We start from the raw sequence: 18106 nt of genomic DNA, 5'->3' as shown, positions 1-18106 counted from the left end.
GTCAGGACTCCATCTGGCGGGTGCGGGGGTCGAGCACCGCGTAGGCGACGTCGGCCAGGATGTTCGCGACGAGGACGGTGAGCGTGATGACGAGGAAGAGCCCCTGCATGAGCGGGTAGTCCTTCGCCGTCGTGGCGTCGAGCAGGAGTTTGCCGACGCCCGGGTAGGAGAAGACCATCTCCATGACGATCGTGCCGCCGACGATGAAGCCGAGCGACAGGGCGAAGCTCGACAGCTGCGGCAGCATCGCGTTGCGCGCCGCGTAGTCGACGAGCACCCGGCGGGTCGGCAACCCCTTCGCCTGGGCGACGGTCACGTAGTCCTCGTCGAGGACGGTGACCATCATGTTGCGCATGCCGAGGATCCAGCCGCCCAGCGAGGCGAGCACGATCGTCGCCGCCGGGAGGAAGCCGTGCGCGATCACCTGCCCGAAGAAGTCGAGCGAGAACTCGGGCCTCGATCCCTTGCCGTAGGCGTGGGAGGCGGGGAACCAGCCGAGCAGGGTGGAGAACACCGCGATCGCGATGAGGCCCATCCAGAAGTACGGCACCGTCGAGAAGAAGGTGGACAGCGGGACGATGAAGTCCGCCTTGCTGCCGCGTCGCCATCCGATGAGGGCGCCGATGGACGTCCCGAGGACGAACGACAGGATCGTCGCGATCCCGACGAGACCAACGGTCCACGGGAGGGCGGCGGCGATCACGTCGGTGACGGGCGCGAGGCCCTTCGAGAAGGACCGTCCGAGGTCGCCTGAGAAGAGGAGCCGCCAGTAGTCGAGGTACTGCTCGAGCATCGACTTGTCGGCGTCGAGTCCGAACAGGGTGCGCAGTGAGTCCGCTGCCTCGGGGCTGATGCGGCCCTGGTTCTTGGCGATGTACGCCGAGACGGGGTCGCCCTTGAGCATCCGTGGCAGGAAGAAGTTGATCGTGATCGCGGCCCACGCGGTGAACGCGTAGAAGGCGGCGCGACGGAGGAAGAAGGTCATGCGATGGTCTCCGTTCCCGCGAAGTGGCGGTCGGGGTCGGGCGACGCGTTGCGGAGGGCGAGCGTGTACGGGTGTTGCGGGCGGAGGATCACGTCGTCGGCCGGGCCTCGCTCGACCACCTCGCCGTGGTGCAGGACCATGATCTCGTCGCTGAAGTGCCGCGCGGTCGCGAGGTCGTGCGTGATGTAGAGCACGCCGAGTTGTGACTCACGCTGCAGCTCGGCCAGGAGGTTGAGGACGCCCAGCCGGATGGAGACGTCGAGCATCGAGACGGGCTCGTCGGCGATGAGGAGGGACGGACGCGAGGCGAGCGCACGGGCGATGGCGACCCGCTGGCGCTGACCGCCGGACAGTTCGTGGGGCCGACGGTCGATCGTGCCGGCCGGATCGAGCTGCACGCGCTCGAGGAGGCGGTGCACCTCGTCCTCGACCTCGGCCTCGGGGACGACGTGGTCGAGGCGAAGCGGTCGCTCCAGGTGGTGGCGGATCGTGTGCGACGGGTTCAGTGAGGCGAACGGGTCCTGGAAGACCATGCGGACCTGCTGACGGTAGCGGCGGAGTGCACGACCACGACGCGGGATCGCCTTGCCGTCGAGCAGGATGTCGCCGCTCGTCGCCCGTTCCAACTGGGTGAGGATCTTCGCGATGGTCGACTTGCCGCTGCCGGACTGTCCGACGAGGGCGAGCGTCTGGCCGGACCGCAGGGTGAAACTGACGTCGTCGAGCGCGAGCATGTGGCCGGAACCACGGACCCGGTAGCGCTTCGAGACGTGCGAGAACTCGAGGGTGGTCATGCGGTCACTCCTGCCTGGGTGGCCGACGTGGCGGCACCGGTCCCACGGACGAAGTCGCCGCGCTCGCCGGTGAGGCTCGGGAAGGACGCGAGCAGCTTCCGCGTGTACGGGTCCTTCGCCTGTCGGTAGATGCGTTCCGCCGTGTCGATCTCGACGAGTCGGCCGGCGCGCATGACGGCGATGCGATCGGAGATCTCGAGGAGCAGCGGGAGGTCGTGGGTGATGAAGATGACCGAGAAGCCGAACTCGGTGCGGAGCTCGGAGATCTGTTGGAGGATCTCGCGCTGCACGAGCACGTCGAGCGCGGTGGTCGGCTCGTCCATGATCATCAGCTGCGGTTTCAGGGCGAGCGCCATCGCGATCATGACGCGCTGGCGCATGCCGCCGGAGAGCTCGTGCGGGTAGGACTTCAGGCGGTCGCGGCCGACCCCGACGATGTCGAGCAGCTTGCCCGCCTCCTCGCGGCGTTCGGCTCGCGACAAACCCCGGCGGTGCGTGGTGAAGACGTCGTCGAGCTGCCGCCCGATCGAGGTGACCGGGTTGAGGGCGTTCATCGCGCCCTGGAACACCATGGAGGCCTTGTCCCAGCGGAACGCGCGCATCTCCTCCTCGCCCAGCCGGCCGAGGTCGATGTCCTCGCCGGACTCGTCGTGGAAGACGGCGGTCCCACCCGTGATGACCGCCGGTGGTTTGAGGAGCCGTTGCAGGCCGTAGGCGAGGGTGGTCTTGCCGCAGCCGGACTCGCCCGCGAGGCCGAGGATCTCGCCGCGGCGGAGGGTGAGCGAGACGTCGCGCACGGCTTCGACGGGTGGTTCCACGTCGTAGGTGACGCTGAAGGAGGACACCGTCAGCAGGTCGTCGTTGGTCACTGCATGAGTCCGTTCTGTGCTGATCGCGGTGCATGCCGTTGCGCATGCGGGAGGTGACGGGCGGGGCGGATGAGCGCCCCGCCCGTCGGTGTGGTGCCCGTGTCTACTTCGCGGCTTTGAGCTGCGTGAGGATGTAGACCGCGGTCGGCTGCGTCGGGTCGGCGGGCGCGTAGGGGTCGTCCTCGCTCGGCCATCCGGTGTAGTTCCGCGTGTTGTACGAACCGATGAACGGGCGCGTGCCGATCGGCATGGCCGGGACGTCGGACACGAACAGCTTCTGCACGGTCTCGAGCGCGGCTGCGCGCGTGGCGTCGTCCGTCGCGTTGGCGTAGGCGGCGAGCGCCGCGGTGGCCTCCGGGCTGTCGTACCGACCGAAGTTGAAGTCGGCCGCCTCACCCTCGGCGACGAGCCAGCGGCCGTCCATGATGTCGGAGTACAGGTCGTACGGCGTCGCGCCGGTGTCGGTCCAGTGCAGGATCGCCTGGAAGTCGCCGTCCGACTTCGCCGCCCACCAGGTGTCCTGGTCGGGGGTGTCGACCGTGGCGGTGACGCCCAGCGTCTTGACCGAGTCGGCGATGAGGCTGATGCCGGTCACGTAGTCGTTCCAGCCCTGCGGCACCGACAGCGTGAAGGTGACGGCCTCGCCGGACGGGTCGGTGAGGACGTCGTCCTCCCAGGTGTAGCCGGCGTCGGTGAGGACCTGCTTCGCGGCCTTCGCGTCGACGGTGTAGTCCTCGCCCTCGAACTCGGAGGCGATGAACGCGTCGCCCGCCGGGGTCGGGAGACCGGTCACCGAGCTGAGCTCGGGGACGCCGCCCTCACGGGCGATCTGCTGGTGCTGCTCGCGGTCGATGACGAGGTTCACCGCCTGGCGGAACGCGGGGTCGTTGAACGGCTTCGTCTGCGTGTTCACGAACATCGCGTCGACGGCGAGACCGGCGGCCGCCCAGTAGACGTTGTGTTCCTTGTCCTTGTCGAGGTACGCGGACTGCACGTTCGGGATGAAGGCCTGCGCCCAGTCGGCGTCGCCGTTCGCGAGCGCGGTGGTGAGGGCCGTGTTGTCGTTGTACGACACGTAGTAAAGCGTCGGCACGGCCGGCTGCTCACCCCAGTAGTCGTCGCGGGCGGAGAGTTCGACGCTCTCGGTGCTGAAGCTCGTCAGCGTGTACGGACCGGTGCCGACGGGCTCCGGGTTCTCGAAGGTGGCGGGGTCGTCGACGGACTCCCACACGTGCTTCGGGACGATCTGCTTGAGGAGCACCTTGTCCTGCTTCACGAACATGGGGTTCGTGAACGACAGGGTGACGGTGTCGCCCTCGGTCGCGACCGTGGTGAGGCCGAGGGCCGAGTTGTCGAGTTCGGGGTGGTCGATGAACTGCTGGAAGGTGAACGCGATGTCGTCGGCGCTGAACGCCTCGCCGTCGTTCCAGGTGACGCCGTCGCGGGCGGTCAGCGCGACGGAGGTGTAGTCGTCGGACCAGGCGATCTCGGAGGCGAGCCACGGCTTCACCTCGGCGCTCGGGTCGACGAGGTTGACGATCGCGAGCGGCTCCAGGATCGCGTTGATGTAGCCGAGCTTCATCGCGGACGAGTCGCCGACGTAGGGGTTGTTGGACTCGGTGGCGATCGAGCCGTCCGGCTTCGCGATCGTCAGGGCGGCGCCGCTCTCGGGGCCGTCGCTCGACCCGCCGCCACCGGTGCATCCGGTGAGCAGCAGGGCTGTGGCCGCGAACGCGGCCAGCAGTGGGGTTCTCAGCTTCATCGCTTTCTCCTCTTGGGTGTGCGCTGCGGCAGTGCGGCGCAAGTCGGGATTCGGTGATAACTTACTGACCATTCAGTAAGTTGGCAAGCGCGGTAGTGTCGGGCGCATCGAGGCCCCCGCGGAACGGACACCATGAGCACGGTGAAACGACAGAACACGGCGAAACGACCAGCCCAGCCACGCCCGGCGACTGTGGCGAGACGAGCCGAGGTCGTCCGGTCCGCGCTCGACGTCTTCGGCGCCAAGGGGTACGCGAACGGCACCCTCATCGACATCGCCGAGCTCGTCGACATGACGCCGGCGGGCATCCTGCATCACTTCGGATCGAAGGACCAGCTCCTCCTCGAGGTGCTCAGCTACCGCGACGCGACGGATGTGCAGGACCTCGACGACCAGCACATCCCCGGCGGCATCGACCTGTTCAAGCACCTGATCCGCACTGCCGCCGCGAACGCGCAGCGCGCCGGGATCGTGCAGGCGTTCGTCGTCCTGTCGGCGGAGTCGGTGACCGAGGACCACCCGGCCAGGCACTACTTCGACGACCGCTACCGGACCCTCCGGCGTGAGATCGCGGAGGCGTTCGAAGTGGTGTGCGCCGAGCGGGGCGTGGATGCGCCCGAGACGATCCACCGTGCGGCGGCGTCGATCCTGGCGGTCATGGACGGCCTGCAAGTCCAGTGGCTCATCGACCCTGCGGACGTCGACCTCGCCGAGACGAGCGAGTACGCGATCCGGGTCATCGTGGAGTCGGTGCTCGGGCCGGGCGCGCTGGACGACTGAGTCGCCCGGATCGGTCGGTTTTCCGGCTGATTTCGAGCACTTCTGGGCGACTCGGTGGGCTGAGCAGGATTCGAGAAGCGCCGTGGGGCTCGCAGGGCTACCGTGAGAGGCGGACCACAGCCCCGGGCGGAAGGACACCGACATGGCCGAGAAGCAGTCGAGCACGAAGAGCGGATTCAGCGCCGAGGAACGCGCGGCGATGAAGGAGCGCGCCAAGGAGCTGAAGGCGGCCGCGAGTCGCGAGGAGGCTCTGCAGGCCGTCGTCGAGGCGATCGCCGACATGGAGGACGCCGACCGCGCGATCGCCGAGCCGTTGCACGAGCTGATCATGGGCGGCGACTCCGGCCTCGCGGCCAAGACCTGGTACGGCATGCCCGCCTACGTCGGTGCCGACGGCAAGGCGGTCGTGTTCTTCCAGGCGGCGGCGAAGTTCAAGGCGCGCTACGCGACCATCGGGTTCAACGACTCCGCGAAGCTCGACGACGGCGACCTGTGGCCGACCGCGTTCGGGGTCACCGCCTGGAACGACGCCGTCGCGAAGCGTGTCGCAGACCTGCTCGCCCGGGCGGTCTGACCCCGTCCGGCCAATGGGCCGGGCGCCGGTCGAGCGCCGGCCCCTGAGCCTGTCGCCAGTCGACCCCCGGTCCCTGAGCTTGTCAACGGGCACACGCAAGAACCCCACGAATCCGGCACCCTCCCACCGCTCCCTGAGCCTGTCGAAGGGCCCACGGACCACCCCACGAATCGGGCGACGCTCCCCGGTCCCTGAGCCTGCCGAAGGGCACACGAGGAACCTCCCGCTCCGGTGATCTTCCCCCGGTCCCTGAGCCTGTCGAAGGGCACACCAGCAACCTCCCGCGCCGGTGATCTTCCCCCGGTCCCTGAGCCTGTCGAAGGGCACACGGAGCACCTCACGAATCCGGCACCCTTCCCCCGCTCCCTGAGCCTGTCGAAGGGCACACGAGCAACTTCCACAACCGGCACAACTCGGCATCTGGAATGTCAGTGGTCCATGGTGGACTGGTTCCATGACCGAGACCACCACCACCGCGATCCGCGCGAGCGACGAGTACGCCGCGCGGCTGGCGGAGTTCTCGGATCACTACGCCGACATCCAGCGGCGGCGTGCGGCTCTGGACGGCGAGGAGGCCCGCCTCCTCGCCCGCTCCGCCGCCTATGCCGACGCCTTCGCAGACACGGTCGTCCCTGCCGCGTTCCCGCCTGCCGAGCGCCGCGCTCTGTCCCGCCGATCGACGTGTGCCGCGATGGCGATGGCGACCCGCACCTCTGAACGGACGGTTCAGCGGGCGACGAACGATGCCGAGGCGCTCGTGAACGACGCCCCGTCTGTCCTCGACGCTCTCGAGGCGGCGCGCATCTCGGCCCGGCACGCCAAGACGATCACCGACCAACTCTGCGATGTGCCCACCGAGGGGCGGGCCGCGTTCTTGGCCAAGGTGCTCCCGGTCGCGGAGCAGACCACTGATGCGGAGCTTCGGCGGCGCGCCCGGGTCCTCCGCGAACGCCTCCACCCGGACTCCATCACGACGCGCGCGAAGCGTTCCGAGGCGGACCGCCGCGTCGAGTTCGAACCCGCCGCCGACGGTATGGCGTGGGTGCACTTGTTCACCACGGCGCCGATCGCGCAGGGCATCATCGAGCGGATCGAGGCGGCAGCTGCCGAATCCCGCTCAGCAGGTGACACCCGCACCTGCGCCCAGCTCCAGGCCGACGCCCTCGCGGCCCTCGCACTCACCGGCGTCACGCCCGACGACATCATGACCAGCCCGGTACTCCCGCACCCCATCGAGGTTCAGGACCACATCAAGCCCACCGTGCAGATCACCGTCCCCGCCCTGAGCCTGGCCGGCGTCAGCGATGCCCCGGCAACGCTCGACGGCTACGGCCCGATCGACCCCGAGACCGCGGCGCGTATCGCGGTCAACGCACCCAGCTTCACCCGCATCCTGGTCCAACCGGAAACCGGCGCGATCCTCTCCGTCGGGCGGAACCAGTACCGGGTTCCGGCAGACCTCCAACGCGCGGTCCGCCTCAGAGACGGCACCTGTCGCGCACCGGGCTGCGGCAGACGCGCTCGGGCGTGCGACCTGGATCACTCGGTCGCGTGGGAGGACGGCGGGACGACGGATGTCGGCAATCTCGCCTGCTTGTGCCGGCATCACCACCGCATGAAGCATCTCCCCGGGTGGAACCTCGACCACGGGCCCGGCGGGGTGCTCGAGTGGACGACACCCGACGGAAAACACCACCGGACCGAACCGGATCCCGCGCCGTTCTGACCTCCACCGGTCCCTGAGCCTGTCGAAGGGTTACTCGTGGGCACTTCGACAAGCTCAGTGACCGGAAGAAGTATGCCCGGAACGATGGGGCATCCTCGTGGGCACTTCGACAAGCTCAGTGACCGGAAGAGGTTCGCCCGGAACGACGAAGCGTCCTCGTGGGCACTTCGACAGGCTCAGTGACCGGGAGAGGTGCGCCCGAACCGTTTCGGTCCCTGAGCCTGTCGAAGGGCGCCCAAGCCGCGCAACCTCGGTCAATGGAAGAGGTTCACCCGGATGAACCCGGTCCCTGAGCCTGTCGAAGGGTTCTTCGTGCGCACTTCGACAAGCTCAGTGACCGGGCTGGACTGTGCTCGGATGCATTTCGGTCCCTGAGCCTGTCGAAGGGCAGCCGAGCCCAGGCACCTCGGTCAACGGGGAAGGTGCACGCGGGTGACTTCCAGCTTCTTCCTCACCGCCCAGGCAGAGCCAGCCCGGTCGGTCGCCCTGACACCGCGAGCAGCAGGTCGAGCGCCGATCCGCGGACCTCATGGCCCGCACCCCAGCTCGTCCCGGCGTCCTCCGCGACGAGCCGAACCCCCTGGGCGCGTTCCTTGCCGCCGCCCATCGAGACGCCGGTCCGGAGCTGGTACTCCAACGCCACCAGGACCGCGGCTATCGGGTAGTCCGCGCTGACGCTGAGCGGCCGACGGACGTCCTCCCCGTGCACGATGATCTCGACGAGCCTGGTCGCGAGGTTCGCCGGCGGGGTGCATGTCAGCTCGGTGGTGTCCGCCAGGGCGCGGAGCGTCTCCTGCGGGTCGTTCCTCCGCTCCCGCTCGACCCCGCGTGCGTTGTCCAGGTCGAAATCGAACCGCGCCGCGATGAGCCGACGGGCGAATCCCAGCCGCGTCGTCTTCGCCGAGTCGACGAGATGAGCCACGACGTCATGCACATCCCATCCCGTGCACAGCGACGGCGTCCCCCACTGCTCGTCCCCCAGCACCGACAGGTCCGCGACGAGCCGCCGACGCTCCTCGTGGACGACCGGCCACACGGTCCCCGGTGACACCCTCATCCGCGCCGGTCCCCCATCATCAGCGGTAGTGCTGCTCGCCCCGAGCGGCCTTCTCGACCACGTCCGCGATGCGGGCGGCCCTGATCGCGGGCGTCTTGATGTTGCTCAGGCGGAAGAAGACGCGGAAACGGTCGGTGCGGCCGAGCGTCGCGAAGTAGGCCGCGGCCTCGGGGTTCGCATCGAGCGCCGCCTGGAGATCGTCCGGTGCGACGGCGTCCTTCTGCCGGTACGCCACGTCCCACCGCCCGTCGGCCTTGGCACGCTCGATCTCCGCGAGCCCACCGGGACGCATCCGCCCCTCCTCGATGAGGCGGGCGACGTGCTCCCGGTTGATCTGCGACCACGGGCTGCTCTTCCGCCGCGGTGTGAACGCCTGCAGCGTGTAGTCGTCGTCGAACCGTTTGCTCTGTCCGTCGATCCATCCGTAGCAGAGGGCGACGTCCAGCGCCTCCGACCAGGTGATCCCCGACGCCTTCGAGGTCTTCTTCCGCAGCTTCAGTCGCACACCCGCGTCGCTCGGCGCGCCGGCGAGGTAGGCCTCCCACTCATCGAGTGTGAGGTCCAGGATCGGTTTCTCCTCGAAGCTCGCCACGTGAGCGAGCGTAGCGCGCACGGGCGACGCAGCCCAGATCCCGGTGTAGCCCAGACCCCGGTGCCGTCCGGACCGCCACCCAGGACTGGATAGGGTCGAAGCATGCTGATGAACGACGAGACGCTGTCGCGCGCCGCCGACACCCTGCGAGCCTGGGCCCTCGACGAGGACCTCAAAGCGCGAGTCCTCGCCCACCCGGAGGCCGCCGCCGTCGCCAAGCGGGCCGCCCTGCGATACATCGCCGGCGAGGACGCGGCCTCCGCCTTGCGGCTCCTCGAAGCGAACGCCGATCGTGGGCATCGCTGGAGCATCGAGCTCGTCGGCGAGTCCGTCCGCGACGCACTCGTCGCCGACGAGCAGACCGCGGAGTTCATCGACCTCGCCCGCCGGATCAGCGAATCCGACCAGACCGCGACGATCTCGCTCGACCTCTCGCACATCGGTTCCGTCGTCTCGCCCGAGCTCGGCCTGCGGAACGGCCTGTCGCTCGCGCAGGCGGCCCGGGACGCCGGAACTTCGCTCATGATCTCCGCGGAGGGCTCCGACCGCACGGACCTCGTGTTGTCGATCTACGAGCAGATCGCCGACCCGTTCCCGGAGACCGGCATCACCCTGCAGGCGAGATTGCACCTTACCCCCGCGGACCTCGACCGCGTGCTGGACCGACCCGGGCCGATCCGCGTCGTCAAGGGCGCCTTCCTCGAATCGGCCGAGGTGGCCCACCCCCGCGACTCCGCACCGATGACCGCGGCCTACATCAGCATGGTCACGCGACTCGTTGGGTCGGGTCACCGGGTCAACGTCGCCACCCACGACGCGAACCTCGTCGCCGCACTCGAGGGCGCGCTCGGCGACGACCTCCGTCAGCCGCACGTGGAGTTCGAGATGCTGCAGGGACTCGGCACCGAACTGCTCGACGACCTCCACCGCCGCGGGTTCGCGACGCGTGAGTACCTCGTCTACGGACCCGAGTGGTGGCTCTACGTCCTCAACCGGATCGCCGAGCACCCCGAGCGGGTCATCGAGGCGATCGCGGACATCGGCCCGATCGCGCTCCTCGCCTGATCAGCCGAGCGGGTCGGACTCCAGGCGGTGGAAGTTGCGGTTCTGGTAGACGAGCGCCGGCGCATCCGTGCCGGGCGGGATGACCTCCAGCACCTCGGCGATGACGAGCATCGAGCTGCCGGCCGGGACCGTCTGCACGATCCGGCAGCGCAGTGCCGCACGGGCGCTCGGCAGATAGGGCTCGCCGGTCGCGAGTCGCTCCCAGTGCTGTTCCGGAGTGAAGCGCGGCTCCCCCGTCTTGGCGAACGCCTTCGCGACCTCCAGGTGGTGGTCGGCCAGGAGGTGGACGACGACCGTCCCCGCACTCAACAGTCCGCCCGCGGACCCCGTGGCCCGCGTGACCGAGAAGGACAGCATCGGCGGGTCGACGGCCACCGACGCGACCGATGACGCCGTCAGCCCGACGTCTCCCCGATCGGTCGAGGCACTGATCAGCGCGACGCCCGCCGGGTGGTCACGGAACGCCGTCTTGAACCCGTCGACGGTCGCGGCGCGGGCGAGGGCATCGGGATCAGCGGACGGCGTGGTGGGAATGGTCATGCTTCAACCGTAGAACCTCAATCGGTCTTGAGGTCAACCCAAGGAGCGGCGATCTCCGACTACTCGAACATCTCCGCCAGAAGCGCATGCGGGTCGCCGTCGACCCGGTGCTTCGAGCGGCCCTCGGGCCAGAACGTGACCCCGTCGTCATCCCAGCACGGGACGACGTGGAGATGGAGGTGGGGGACGCTCTGCCCGGCGTCGGCACCGGACGCACTCACCACGACGACGCCGGTCGCACCGAGCGCCGCCCGCATCGCGCGTCCCACCCGCTGAGCGAGTGCGGTCGTCGCCTGCAGGGCTCGCGGATCGGCGTCGAGCAGGCCGACGCTGTGCGCCCGCGGCACCACCAGGGTGTGGCCGGGCGCGAGCTCCGACTCGGGCAACGGCCGGAAGGCGACCGCCTCGTCCTCGCGCTCCACCCAGGTGATGTCGTCGGGCTCGTCACGCAGGATGCGGCAGAAGGTGCAGGTGTCGGGCATCGTCCCATTCTCGGGGCTCACCGCGGGCACGTCGATCACCTCAGGACACGCGGTCGCGCGCACCCCGGATCAGGCGCGGGCCGACGATCCACACCAGCCCGATGACGACGACCACGGCACCACCCGCCCACAGCCCGACCGCAGGTGATGCGACGAAGTCGAAGACGAACAGGACGATCCCCGCGAACAGCAGCGACGCCGCCCCGAGACACACCATGAGGATCCTGCTGGACAGCCGCACCAGCTGTGGTTTCTCCAGTCGTCCGAAGACGAGCCGGTGCATGATGACCGGTGCGAGCGCGAGGAGCGTCACCGTCACGGCCAGGACCACGAGGACGAGGTACAGCACGTGGTCGAATCCACTGAGCTCGGTGAACCGCGGCTGGAACGGCAGCGTCAGCAGGAAGCCCGCGAGGATCTGCGTGCCCGTCTGCAGGACCCGGAACTCCTGCAGCAGCTCCGACCAGTTGCGGTCGGATCGCTCGTTCAGCGTCTCGTCGCGACCGTCCCCGGGCAGGGCGTCGGCCGGATCACTTGCGGCGGGCATGACCGGACACCGTCAGCGGGCGAGCTTGCGCGCCACCGCGACCACCGGCACGGCGACGACGAGGACCGACGCCGCCCGCGCGAACAACGATCGCTTCGGGAACTCGGCGCGCTTCCGATCTTCGGCCGTCGGCTCGGCCGCCTCGACCAGGTGGGTGCCGCCGGCGCCGCCCTCGGCGAGGTGGGCGAGTCGGCGCAGCGTCTCGATGTTGCGGATGTGCAGCCCGATGTCGAGGAGCCAGACCGGGATCAGCGCACCAGGGCCTGTGACGGCGTGCTCATGCAGGTGGACGATGCACCCGCGCTCGTGCGGCTCCACCTCGACCGCGACGCGGGCCTCACCGAGCGGCCACCCCTTCGGCTGGATGACGAACCGGTGCGGAGCATCCCACTGGAGCACGGTCGTCTCGTCGTTCAGCACCGCCGGCCAGACACCGAAGGAGTGGTGCAGCTTCCCGCCCACGTGCGGCCACCGGTCACCGACGTCGCGCATGCGGGACGCGCCGACCACCCACGCCGGGAAGAGCCAGCCGTCGGCGAGGACGGCGAAGACACGGTCGGGCGGGCAGTCGAGGATCCGAGTGGTGTGGGACACGGTGGTGTTCCTTTCGCTGGAGCAGGGACGGGGTCAGGAGGTCGGACTCGGTCGGTCGGGCGCGAGCGACGGCATGCGGTCGCGGCCGAAGACCGAGCGGAGGGCGCTGCGGGCGGCGTGCCAGCCGGCGAGACCGTGGACGCCCGGGCCGGGCGGAGTCGACGAGGAGCAGAGGAAGATCCCCGGCGTCGGTGTCCGCCACGGGTCGTTCGAGAGCACGGGACGCGCGACGAGCTGCGCGAAGCTCGCGGCGCCGGCCGCGATGTCGCCGAGCACGTAGTTCGGGTTGTACCGCGCCATGTCGCGGGCGGTCATCGACGCCGACGTCAGGATCACGTCGCGGAACCCGGGGGCGAAGCGCTCGATCTGCCGGGTGATCGCCTCGGTCTGATCGAGACCGGACCCGCTCGGCACGTGCGTGTACGCCCAGAGGACCTGAGCGTCACCAGGAGCGCGACCAGGATCGCCGACGTCGGGCTGCGAGACGAGGACGTAGGGCGACTCGCTGTGCCGGCCGCGGGCGACGTCGCGCTCGGCTTCGGCGATCTCCGGGCGGGTGCCGCCGAGGTGGAGCGTGCCGGCCCGGGCCAGTTCCGGGTTCGTCCACGGGACGGGGCCCGAGAGCGCGAAGTCGACCTTGGCCACGCCGTCGCCGTAGCGGAACCGGGAGAGACGACGGAGGTACGCGTCGGGCAGTCGGCTGCCCGCGATCTCGGCGAGCGCCTTCGGCGTCGTGTCGAACAGGACGGCGCGGGCGGACGGCAGCTCGTCGATGGATCGCACCTCGGTTCCGGTGACGATCTCACCACCGTGGGCCAGCAGGTCGGCCGCGAGCGCGTCGACGATCGCTTGGCTGCCGCCGACGGGAATGGGCCAACCGCGGGCGTGCGCATACGCGCCGAGCGACAGGGCGGCGGCCGAGGTGGACAGGCTCGGCATCGGCCGGATGGAGTGGGCGGCTACACCGCTGAGCATGGCCGGGGCCGTCTCCTCGCGGAACCGGAGATTCCAGGCCGGGCTCCCCTGCTCGAGGGCGCGGAGGCCGAAGCGTGCGACCGTGACCGGGTGTCGCGGCACCTGCAGGAGCTTGCCGCCGGTGAACTGCGAGACGCGGTCGGCGTCGGCGGCGAGCGGGCCCATGAGCGAGCGCCAGGCCGCGCCGTCACGTCCGAGGGCGTCGGCGGTGCGGTCGATGTCTCGGTAGGCGATCCCGGCCCGTCCACCGTCGAGCGGGTGGGCGTAGGAGATCTCCGGTACGACGAGGTCGATGCGGCGCTCGAGGCCGAAGGACCGGAAGAACCCGGAGGCGAGCGCCATCGGGTGGACCGCGGAGCAGATGTCGTGGTGGAAGCCGGGCAACGTCAGCTCGGCGGTCCTGGCACCACCACCGATCGTGTCGCCCCGCTCGACCACCTGCACGTGCAGGCCGGCCCTGGCGAGGGTCACCGCGGCCGCAAGCCCGTTGGGACCCGCGCCGACGACCACCGCGTCGAACTGCTCGCGCCGCGCCATCGTGCTCAGCGCCGCTTCGCCGCGCCGGCCACCAGGGCGACACCCGCTGCGAGGGTGCCGGCGGCGGTCGCGTACACGGCCCGCCGGTGGCGGATCGCCCAGGTCTGCGGGCTCCACGAGTGGGCCTTGTCGCTGAACACGCCACGAGCGCCGTGGTCACCGGGGGCGGGCGTGTAGACGTTGTCGGGCATGCGCGGGTCGTGCTTGTCCGGCGCGAGCTGGCCGGAGTATCCGGTCCTGGCGAGGAACCAGTCGAGGAATCCGCCGGCGAAGCGGTCGCCGAGGATCGTGCCGACGGTGGACTCCCCCACCCAGGTGCGTCGCCTCGGTCGGTCTGCGACGTCGGCGATGGCGGTCGCACCGACCTCGGGCTGGTAGATCGGCGGCACCGGCTGCGGGTGCTCGGGCAGCTGCGACTTCACCCAGCTGAACTGGATGGTGTTGAGCGCCGGCATGTCCACGGTCGACAGCTTGACGTTGCTGCCGTCGTGGAGCAGTTCGGCGGTCACCGACTCCGTGAAGCCTCGGGCGCCGAACTTCGACCCGCAGTACGCGGCCTGCAGCGGGATGCCGCGGTGGGCGAGGGCGGAACCGACTTGGATCACGTGCCCACGGTCGCGCGGCGTCATTCGCGAGAGGGCGGCCCTGGTGCCGTTGACGAAGCCGAAGAAGTTGACCGCCACGGCACGCTCGAAGTCCGCCGGTTCGGTCGTGAGGAAGTCCCCGAAGACGCCGACCATGGCGCAGTTCACCCACAGCTCGATCGGTCCGAGTTCCGCCTCGACCCGGTCCGCCGCCTGCTCGACGGCCTCCCGGTCGGCGACGTCCGTCGGCACCGCGAGAGCACGACGCCCGGCCTGCTCGACTTCCGCGATGGTCGCCTCGAGTCCGTCCTCGCCGCGCGCCAGCACCGCGACGTCCCAGCCGCGCTTCGCGAGTTCACGGACGGTCGCACGACCGAGCCCTGCGGTTCCGCCGGTGACGACGGCGACCCCGCGGCTCATCGCGCCGACCGATCGGTTGCTGCGGACCGGTGGGCGGAGGGGCGCGGAGAGGTTGTCGTCGTCAGAGGCATGACGCCACGTTAGGCGAATCCACCCCGCCAAGGCGGCCCCTTGCTTTCCCAGGCAGGACGGATCGCCACCCGGCGATCGCAGCGGGATAGCCGTACGATGAGCGGAGACCACCCTTGAGCCCGGAAGGAATGCGGACATGAGCGACACCTTCGCCATCGTGTACAGCGCACTCGACCGGGTCGACGAGGACGACCAGCTGGTGGAGCCGATCCTCCGGCTCATGCCCCTCAGCGGCGTCTCGATCGCGACGCTCGGCGACACCCTGAGCCCCGAGACGATCGCCGCGAGCGACGAGCAGATCGCGCTCATCGACGAGCTGCAGTTCGACCTCTCCGAGGGCCCCTGCTGGGACGCCGTCGGAAGCGGCCGCCCGGTGCTCGAGGAGGCCGTCAAGCGGAACGGCTACGACTCCTGGCCGTCGTTCACCGAGGCGATCCGCGACCACGCGGTCGGCTCCATCTTCGCCTTCCCCCTCCGCGTCGGGCCGCTCCAGGTGGGCGCGGTCGAGCTGTACGACACCGAGGAGCGCACGCTGGACGCGCAGGCGGTCGAGGACATGATGTCCCTCACTCGCCCGCTCAGCCGGTACGTGCTCCGACGCACCCTCGAACTCGCGAGCCTTCCCGACACGACGCAGCTGAAGCCCCACGCCCGACGACGGATCCATCAGGCGACCGGGTTCGTGATCGCGCAACTCGGCCTCACGCCCGACGACGCCCACCTGCTGATCCAAGCTCAGGCCTTCGCCCAGAACCGCTCGATGTCGGACGTCGCCGAGGACATCCTCGAACGTCGCACCGGCTACGTGCTGCGCGACGACACGATCGAAGACGAGCGATGAGCGCGCGCGGCGACGACGGGACCGGCTCCGAGCTCCGTCACTCGACCGCCCTCCTCGACGTGTTCGCGACGCTCGCCGACACCCTGGTGGACGAGTACGACGTCGTCGACCTGCTCCAGACCCTCGTCGACGCGACCGTGGACCTCCTCGACGTCCAGGCCTCGGGCATCCTCCTGGCCGACCCGAACGGTGATCTCGAACTGATCGCGTCGACGAGCGAGTCCGGGAAGCTCGTCGAACTTATCCAGCTGAGCGCGGACGAAGGCCCCTGCATCGACAGCTTCCGTGATGCGACGCCGGTGTCGATCCCCGAGATCGCCGCGGTCGCAGCCGACTGGCCGAGATTCGCCGAGGTCGCGGCGACCGCGGGATTCCGGTCGGCTCATGCCTTCCCGCTGCGACTCCGCCGGACCACCATCGGCACCCTCAACCTGTTCCGCACGACTCCGGAAGCCCTCGACCGGTTCGAGTCCCAGGCCGCACAGGCGATGGCCGACGTCGCGACCATCGGGATCCTGCACGAGCGGACCCTCCGCGAGAGTGACGCGACCCGCGAGCAGCTGGAGTCCGCGCTGCAGTCCAGGGTCGTCATCGAGCAGGCGAAGGGCGTCGTCGCCTACACCGCCGCGATCTCGGTCGAAGAGGCCTTCGAGCGCATCCGGAAGCACGCTCGCGGCGGACGTCGTGCCCTGGCCGACGTCGCCCGCGACATCGTGGAGCGACGCCTCGAGCTCTGAGGCCCGGTCACCGGCCCCGGTCGACCTTCAGCGCGGCTTCCGCGCGAACACATAATGCACGACGCCACTCGGTGATGCGGTCACCTCGACCGTGAACCGCTCCTCGAGGCCTTCGAGCCCGTCCCAGAGCCGCACCCCACGACCGAGCAGGATCGGGACGACGACCACATGGAGATGGTCGACGAGGTCGGCCGCGAGGAACTGGCGGACCGTCGTCGGTCCTCCGCCGAGACGGACGTCGAGTCCGTCGGCGAGCGACGTCGCGAACGACAACGCGTCGACGGCGGACAGGTCACGGAAGAGGAACGTCGTCTCACCGACCACCAGGTCCGGGCGTTCATGGTGGGTCAGCACGACGACCGGCGTGTGGAACGGCGGCTCCTCGCCCCACCATCCCCGCCAACTCTCGTCCTCCCATGGTCCGAGCTGCGGACCGAACTTGCGCCGGCCCATGATCTCGACGCCGATGCGATCACCCGTGGCCGCGGCGAACGCGTCGTCGACCCCGCGCGTCCCCGCGCCGACCGCTTCGTCCTCGTGCCCGCTCATCGACACGAAGGTGCGGGTCGGGAAGAACCACTGCATGAGCCGGTGCTGGGCGTGGCCGAAGGGGGTCTCGAAGGACTGGCCCTCGCCCGTGGCGAACCCGTCGAGCGAGACGGCGAGATTGTGGACCCGGAGCGTCGTCATGGGCACACGCTAGTCCGAACGTCCGGGCCCGTCGAGTAGCAGCTCGACGACGGAAAGGCAAGAGCGCGCCGAACGGCCGAACGGGAACGACACTCGAAGGAGGGCACGGCGGTCTGACGACCGGTCGACGCAGCCGGCCCGCCTGACATCGGGTGCCACGACGCGCCCAGAGAGGAGATGCTCGTGTTCACCGAGCTCGACGAATTCCTACGCGGCATGGAGTACCCCTGCCGCCCCAGCGACCTGACGCGTGAGGCCCGCCGCGACCTGCTCCCGCCCCACCTGGTCGAGGCGCTCCGCTCACTCCCCGAGCGCAGCTACACCAGCCGCTGGGACGTCCTGCACCGCACCTCGATCGCGGAGGCGCTGCCGATCAGCGTCTGAGCGATCGCGCACCACCGCTGAGCGGCACCGGCATCGCGCCGATGCCGCTTCGGCGTGTCAGGTCCGGTGACTCGCGCCGGTTCGCAACCCCCGCGGGGAACGTGGTGCTTCCACAGGACCGGGCCTACGGTGGAAACCGGAGAGCGGAGCAGGAGAACCCATGGGCAAGATGATCTACGACGCAGACGTGTCGGTGACGTTCGACGACCGGGTCCTCGCCCACCTGCAACAGGTCATCGGCGCGAAGTTGCGTCGCGGCGAAGCGTTCTACTTCGGGTGGAAGGACGACCCGCGGTCAGGCGACGGCCGGACGACGATCTGGCTCCACCCGGCGATGTCCCTCCGGTTCAAGTACGCGGGCAGCGTCCCGGTCGAACTCAATCGCGCCTGGCTCGATGCCCTCGCGGTCAGCGCCGACTCGAACCAGGGTCTCGTCCTCGTGCCGGAGCCGGGTCCGCGCAGCTGAACCTCGCGGTCGCGCGCACCTCGCGGTCGTGAT

The 18106-nt window shown here is 69.7% G+C and carries 21 protein-coding genes; 8 read left to right on the top strand and 13 right to left on the bottom strand.

Translation table 11 applies throughout. The annotated features are described in order from the left end of the window. Position 1 precedes the first annotated feature (1 nt). The 4 genes from IFR14_RS04115 to IFR14_RS04100 all read right to left on the bottom strand — a co-directional run bounded on the left by IFR14_RS04115 (position 2) and on the right by IFR14_RS04100 (position 4410). Positions 2-985 carry an ABC transporter permease gene (locus IFR14_RS04115; RefSeq protein WP_079704856.1) on the bottom strand — a complete coding sequence of 328 codons (984 nt, stop codon included), beginning with the start codon at positions 983-985 and terminating at the stop codon, positions 2-4. Continuing rightward, on the bottom strand, positions 982-1779 hold the full coding sequence (locus IFR14_RS04110; protein WP_056009243.1) for an ABC transporter ATP-binding protein: 798 nt from the start codon (positions 1777-1779) through the stop codon (positions 982-984). The genes IFR14_RS04115 and IFR14_RS04110 overlap by 4 nt, the downstream gene beginning before the upstream one ends. After that, positions 1776-2648, bottom strand: coding sequence for an ATP-binding cassette domain-containing protein (locus IFR14_RS04105; protein ID WP_191940331.1), 873 nt, complete (start codon positions 2646-2648; stop codon positions 1776-1778). The genes IFR14_RS04110 and IFR14_RS04105 overlap by 4 nt, the downstream gene beginning before the upstream one ends. Before the next feature lie 103 nt (positions 2649-2751). After that, on the bottom strand, positions 2752-4410 hold the full coding sequence (locus IFR14_RS04100; protein ID WP_124768494.1) for an ABC transporter substrate-binding protein: 1659 nt from the start codon (positions 4408-4410) through the stop codon (positions 2752-2754). A 132-nt stretch (positions 4411-4542) separates the two neighbouring features. Here IFR14_RS04100 and IFR14_RS04095 point away from each other — a divergent pair, with 132 nt between their 5' ends. From IFR14_RS04095 to IFR14_RS04085, 3 genes are all read left to right on the top strand, one after another. Beyond that, a complete protein-coding gene (locus IFR14_RS04095; protein ID WP_191940330.1) occupies positions 4543-5190 on the top strand; it encodes a TetR/AcrR family transcriptional regulator in 648 nt (215 codons plus the stop codon). Positions 5191-5332: 142 nt separating this feature from the next. Then, complete coding sequence (locus IFR14_RS04090; RefSeq protein ID WP_191940329.1) at positions 5333-5764, top strand: DUF1801 domain-containing protein; 432 nt, start codon at positions 5333-5335, stop codon at positions 5762-5764. 454 nt (positions 5765-6218) lie between these two features. Further along, positions 6219-7490: an HNH endonuclease signature motif containing protein gene (locus tag IFR14_RS04085; RefSeq protein ID WP_191940328.1), complete on the top strand. Its 1272-nt coding sequence runs from the start codon at positions 6219-6221 to the stop codon at positions 7488-7490. A gap of 451 nt (positions 7491-7941) precedes the next feature. On the opposite strand, the gene IFR14_RS04080 is transcribed toward IFR14_RS04085, so the two are convergent. After that, entirely contained in the window at positions 7942-8547 is a 606-nt protein-coding gene (locus IFR14_RS04080) for a maleylpyruvate isomerase family mycothiol-dependent enzyme (protein ID WP_191940327.1), read from the bottom strand. A gap of 19 nt (positions 8548-8566) precedes the next feature. Next, positions 8567-9139 (bottom strand): YdeI/OmpD-associated family protein, encoded by a 573-nt coding sequence (locus tag IFR14_RS04075; RefSeq protein ID WP_191940326.1) that lies wholly within the window; start codon positions 9137-9139, stop codon positions 8567-8569. A gap of 102 nt (positions 9140-9241) precedes the next feature. Here IFR14_RS04075 and IFR14_RS04070 point away from each other — a divergent pair, with 102 nt between their 5' ends. Further along, positions 9242-10204, top strand: coding sequence for a proline dehydrogenase family protein (locus tag IFR14_RS04070; protein ID WP_198425030.1), 963 nt, complete (start codon positions 9242-9244; stop codon positions 10202-10204). On the opposite strand, the gene IFR14_RS04065 is transcribed toward IFR14_RS04070, so the two are convergent. Genes IFR14_RS04065 through IFR14_RS04040 form a run of 6 tightly spaced genes read right to left on the bottom strand, consistent with a single transcriptional unit; the run spans position 10205 to position 14883 of the window. After that, a complete protein-coding gene (locus tag IFR14_RS04065; protein WP_082916284.1) occupies positions 10205-10744 on the bottom strand; it encodes a flavin reductase family protein in 540 nt (179 codons plus the stop codon). Positions 10745-10803: 59 nt separating this feature from the next. Continuing rightward, positions 10804-11226, bottom strand: a complete 423-nt coding sequence (locus IFR14_RS04060; protein ID WP_191940325.1) for an HIT family protein — start codon at positions 11224-11226, stop codon at positions 10804-10806. Positions 11227-11266: 40 nt separating this feature from the next. Then, complete coding sequence (locus tag IFR14_RS04055) at positions 11267-11773, bottom strand: DUF6328 family protein (RefSeq protein ID WP_086472945.1); 507 nt, start codon at positions 11771-11773, stop codon at positions 11267-11269. Between the two features lie 12 nt (positions 11774-11785). Continuing rightward, the gene (locus IFR14_RS04050) at positions 11786-12367 is read right to left on the bottom strand and encodes an SRPBCC family protein (RefSeq protein ID WP_124768485.1); all 582 of its coding nucleotides are present in this window, start codon (positions 12365-12367) and stop codon (positions 11786-11788) included. Between the two features lie 33 nt (positions 12368-12400). Next, on the bottom strand, positions 12401-13879 hold the full coding sequence (locus IFR14_RS04045; RefSeq protein WP_191940324.1) for a phytoene desaturase family protein: 1479 nt from the start codon (positions 13877-13879) through the stop codon (positions 12401-12403). A gap of 5 nt (positions 13880-13884) precedes the next feature. After that, positions 13885-14883, bottom strand: a complete 999-nt coding sequence (locus IFR14_RS04040; RefSeq protein ID WP_159877323.1) for an SDR family oxidoreductase — start codon at positions 14881-14883, stop codon at positions 13885-13887. A gap of 208 nt (positions 14884-15091) precedes the next feature. Here IFR14_RS04040 and IFR14_RS04035 point away from each other — a divergent pair, with 208 nt between their 5' ends. After that, complete coding sequence (locus IFR14_RS04035; protein ID WP_124768482.1) at positions 15092-15796, top strand: GAF and ANTAR domain-containing protein; 705 nt, start codon at positions 15092-15094, stop codon at positions 15794-15796. After that, entirely contained in the window at positions 15793-16533 is a 741-nt protein-coding gene (locus tag IFR14_RS04030) for a GAF and ANTAR domain-containing protein (protein ID WP_124768481.1), read from the top strand. The genes IFR14_RS04035 and IFR14_RS04030 overlap by 4 nt, the downstream gene beginning before the upstream one ends. Before the next feature lie 27 nt (positions 16534-16560). Here IFR14_RS04030 and IFR14_RS04025 read toward each other — a convergent pair whose 3' ends face one another. Further along, positions 16561-17223 carry a dihydrofolate reductase family protein gene (locus IFR14_RS04025; RefSeq protein WP_124768480.1) on the bottom strand — a complete coding sequence of 221 codons (663 nt, stop codon included), beginning with the start codon at positions 17221-17223 and terminating at the stop codon, positions 16561-16563. Between the two features lie 183 nt (positions 17224-17406). Between IFR14_RS04025 and IFR14_RS04020 the strand changes: the two genes are divergently transcribed. Both IFR14_RS04020 and IFR14_RS04015 read left to right on the top strand, forming a co-directional pair. Further along, entirely contained in the window at positions 17407-17607 is a 201-nt protein-coding gene (locus tag IFR14_RS04020) for a DUF2795 domain-containing protein (protein ID WP_161578564.1), read from the top strand. Positions 17608-17767: 160 nt separating this feature from the next. After that, positions 17768-18073, top strand: coding sequence for a DUF7882 family protein (locus IFR14_RS04015; protein ID WP_191940323.1), 306 nt, complete (start codon positions 17768-17770; stop codon positions 18071-18073). Positions 18074-18106: the final 33 nt, after the last annotated feature.

Source organism: Plantibacter sp. CFBP 8775 (assembly GCF_014839505.1).
GTDB lineage: Bacteria > Actinomycetota > Actinomycetes > Actinomycetales > Microbacteriaceae > Plantibacter > Plantibacter auratus.
This window is presented reverse-complemented; position numbering and strand designations above follow the sequence as displayed.

Coding starts and splice junctions, on each gene's coding strand:
- IFR14_RS04115 (WP_079704856.1), bottom strand. CDS start 985: ATGACCTTCTTCCTCCGTCGCGCCGCCTTCTACGCGTTCACCGCGTGG.
- IFR14_RS04110 (WP_056009243.1), bottom strand. CDS start 1,779: ATGACCACCCTCGAGTTCTCGCACGTCTCGAAGCGCTACCGGGTCCGT.
- IFR14_RS04100 (WP_124768494.1), bottom strand. CDS start 4,410: ATGAAGCTGAGAACCCCACTGCTGGCCGCGTTCGCGGCCACAGCCCTG.
- IFR14_RS04095 (WP_191940330.1), top strand. CDS start 4,543: ATGAGCACGGTGAAACGACAGAACACGGCGAAACGACCAGCCCAGCCA.
- IFR14_RS04090 (WP_191940329.1), top strand. CDS start 5,333: ATGGCCGAGAAGCAGTCGAGCACGAAGAGCGGATTCAGCGCCGAGGAA.
- IFR14_RS04085 (WP_191940328.1), top strand. CDS start 6,219: ATGACCGAGACCACCACCACCGCGATCCGCGCGAGCGACGAGTACGCC.
- IFR14_RS04080 (WP_191940327.1), bottom strand. CDS start 8,547: ATGAGGGTGTCACCGGGGACCGTGTGGCCGGTCGTCCACGAGGAGCGT.
- IFR14_RS04070 (WP_198425030.1), top strand. CDS start 9,242: ATGCTGATGAACGACGAGACGCTGTCGCGCGCCGCCGACACCCTGCGA.
- IFR14_RS04065 (WP_082916284.1), bottom strand. CDS start 10,744: ATGACCATTCCCACCACGCCGTCCGCTGATCCCGATGCCCTCGCCCGC.
- IFR14_RS04060 (WP_191940325.1), bottom strand. CDS start 11,226: ATGCCCGACACCTGCACCTTCTGCCGCATCCTGCGTGACGAGCCCGAC.
- IFR14_RS04055 (WP_086472945.1), bottom strand. CDS start 11,773: ATGCCCGCCGCAAGTGATCCGGCCGACGCCCTGCCCGGGGACGGTCGC.
- IFR14_RS04045 (WP_191940324.1), bottom strand. CDS start 13,879: ATGGCGCGGCGCGAGCAGTTCGACGCGGTGGTCGTCGGCGCGGGTCCC.
- IFR14_RS04040 (WP_159877323.1), bottom strand. CDS start 14,883: ATGAGCCGCGGGGTCGCCGTCGTCACCGGCGGAACCGCAGGGCTCGGT.
- IFR14_RS04035 (WP_124768482.1), top strand. CDS start 15,092: ATGAGCGACACCTTCGCCATCGTGTACAGCGCACTCGACCGGGTCGAC.
- IFR14_RS04030 (WP_124768481.1), top strand. CDS start 15,793: ATGAGCGCGCGCGGCGACGACGGGACCGGCTCCGAGCTCCGTCACTCG.
- IFR14_RS04025 (WP_124768480.1), bottom strand. CDS start 17,223: ATGACGACGCTCCGGGTCCACAATCTCGCCGTCTCGCTCGACGGGTTC.
- IFR14_RS04015 (WP_191940323.1), top strand. CDS start 17,768: ATGGGCAAGATGATCTACGACGCAGACGTGTCGGTGACGTTCGACGAC.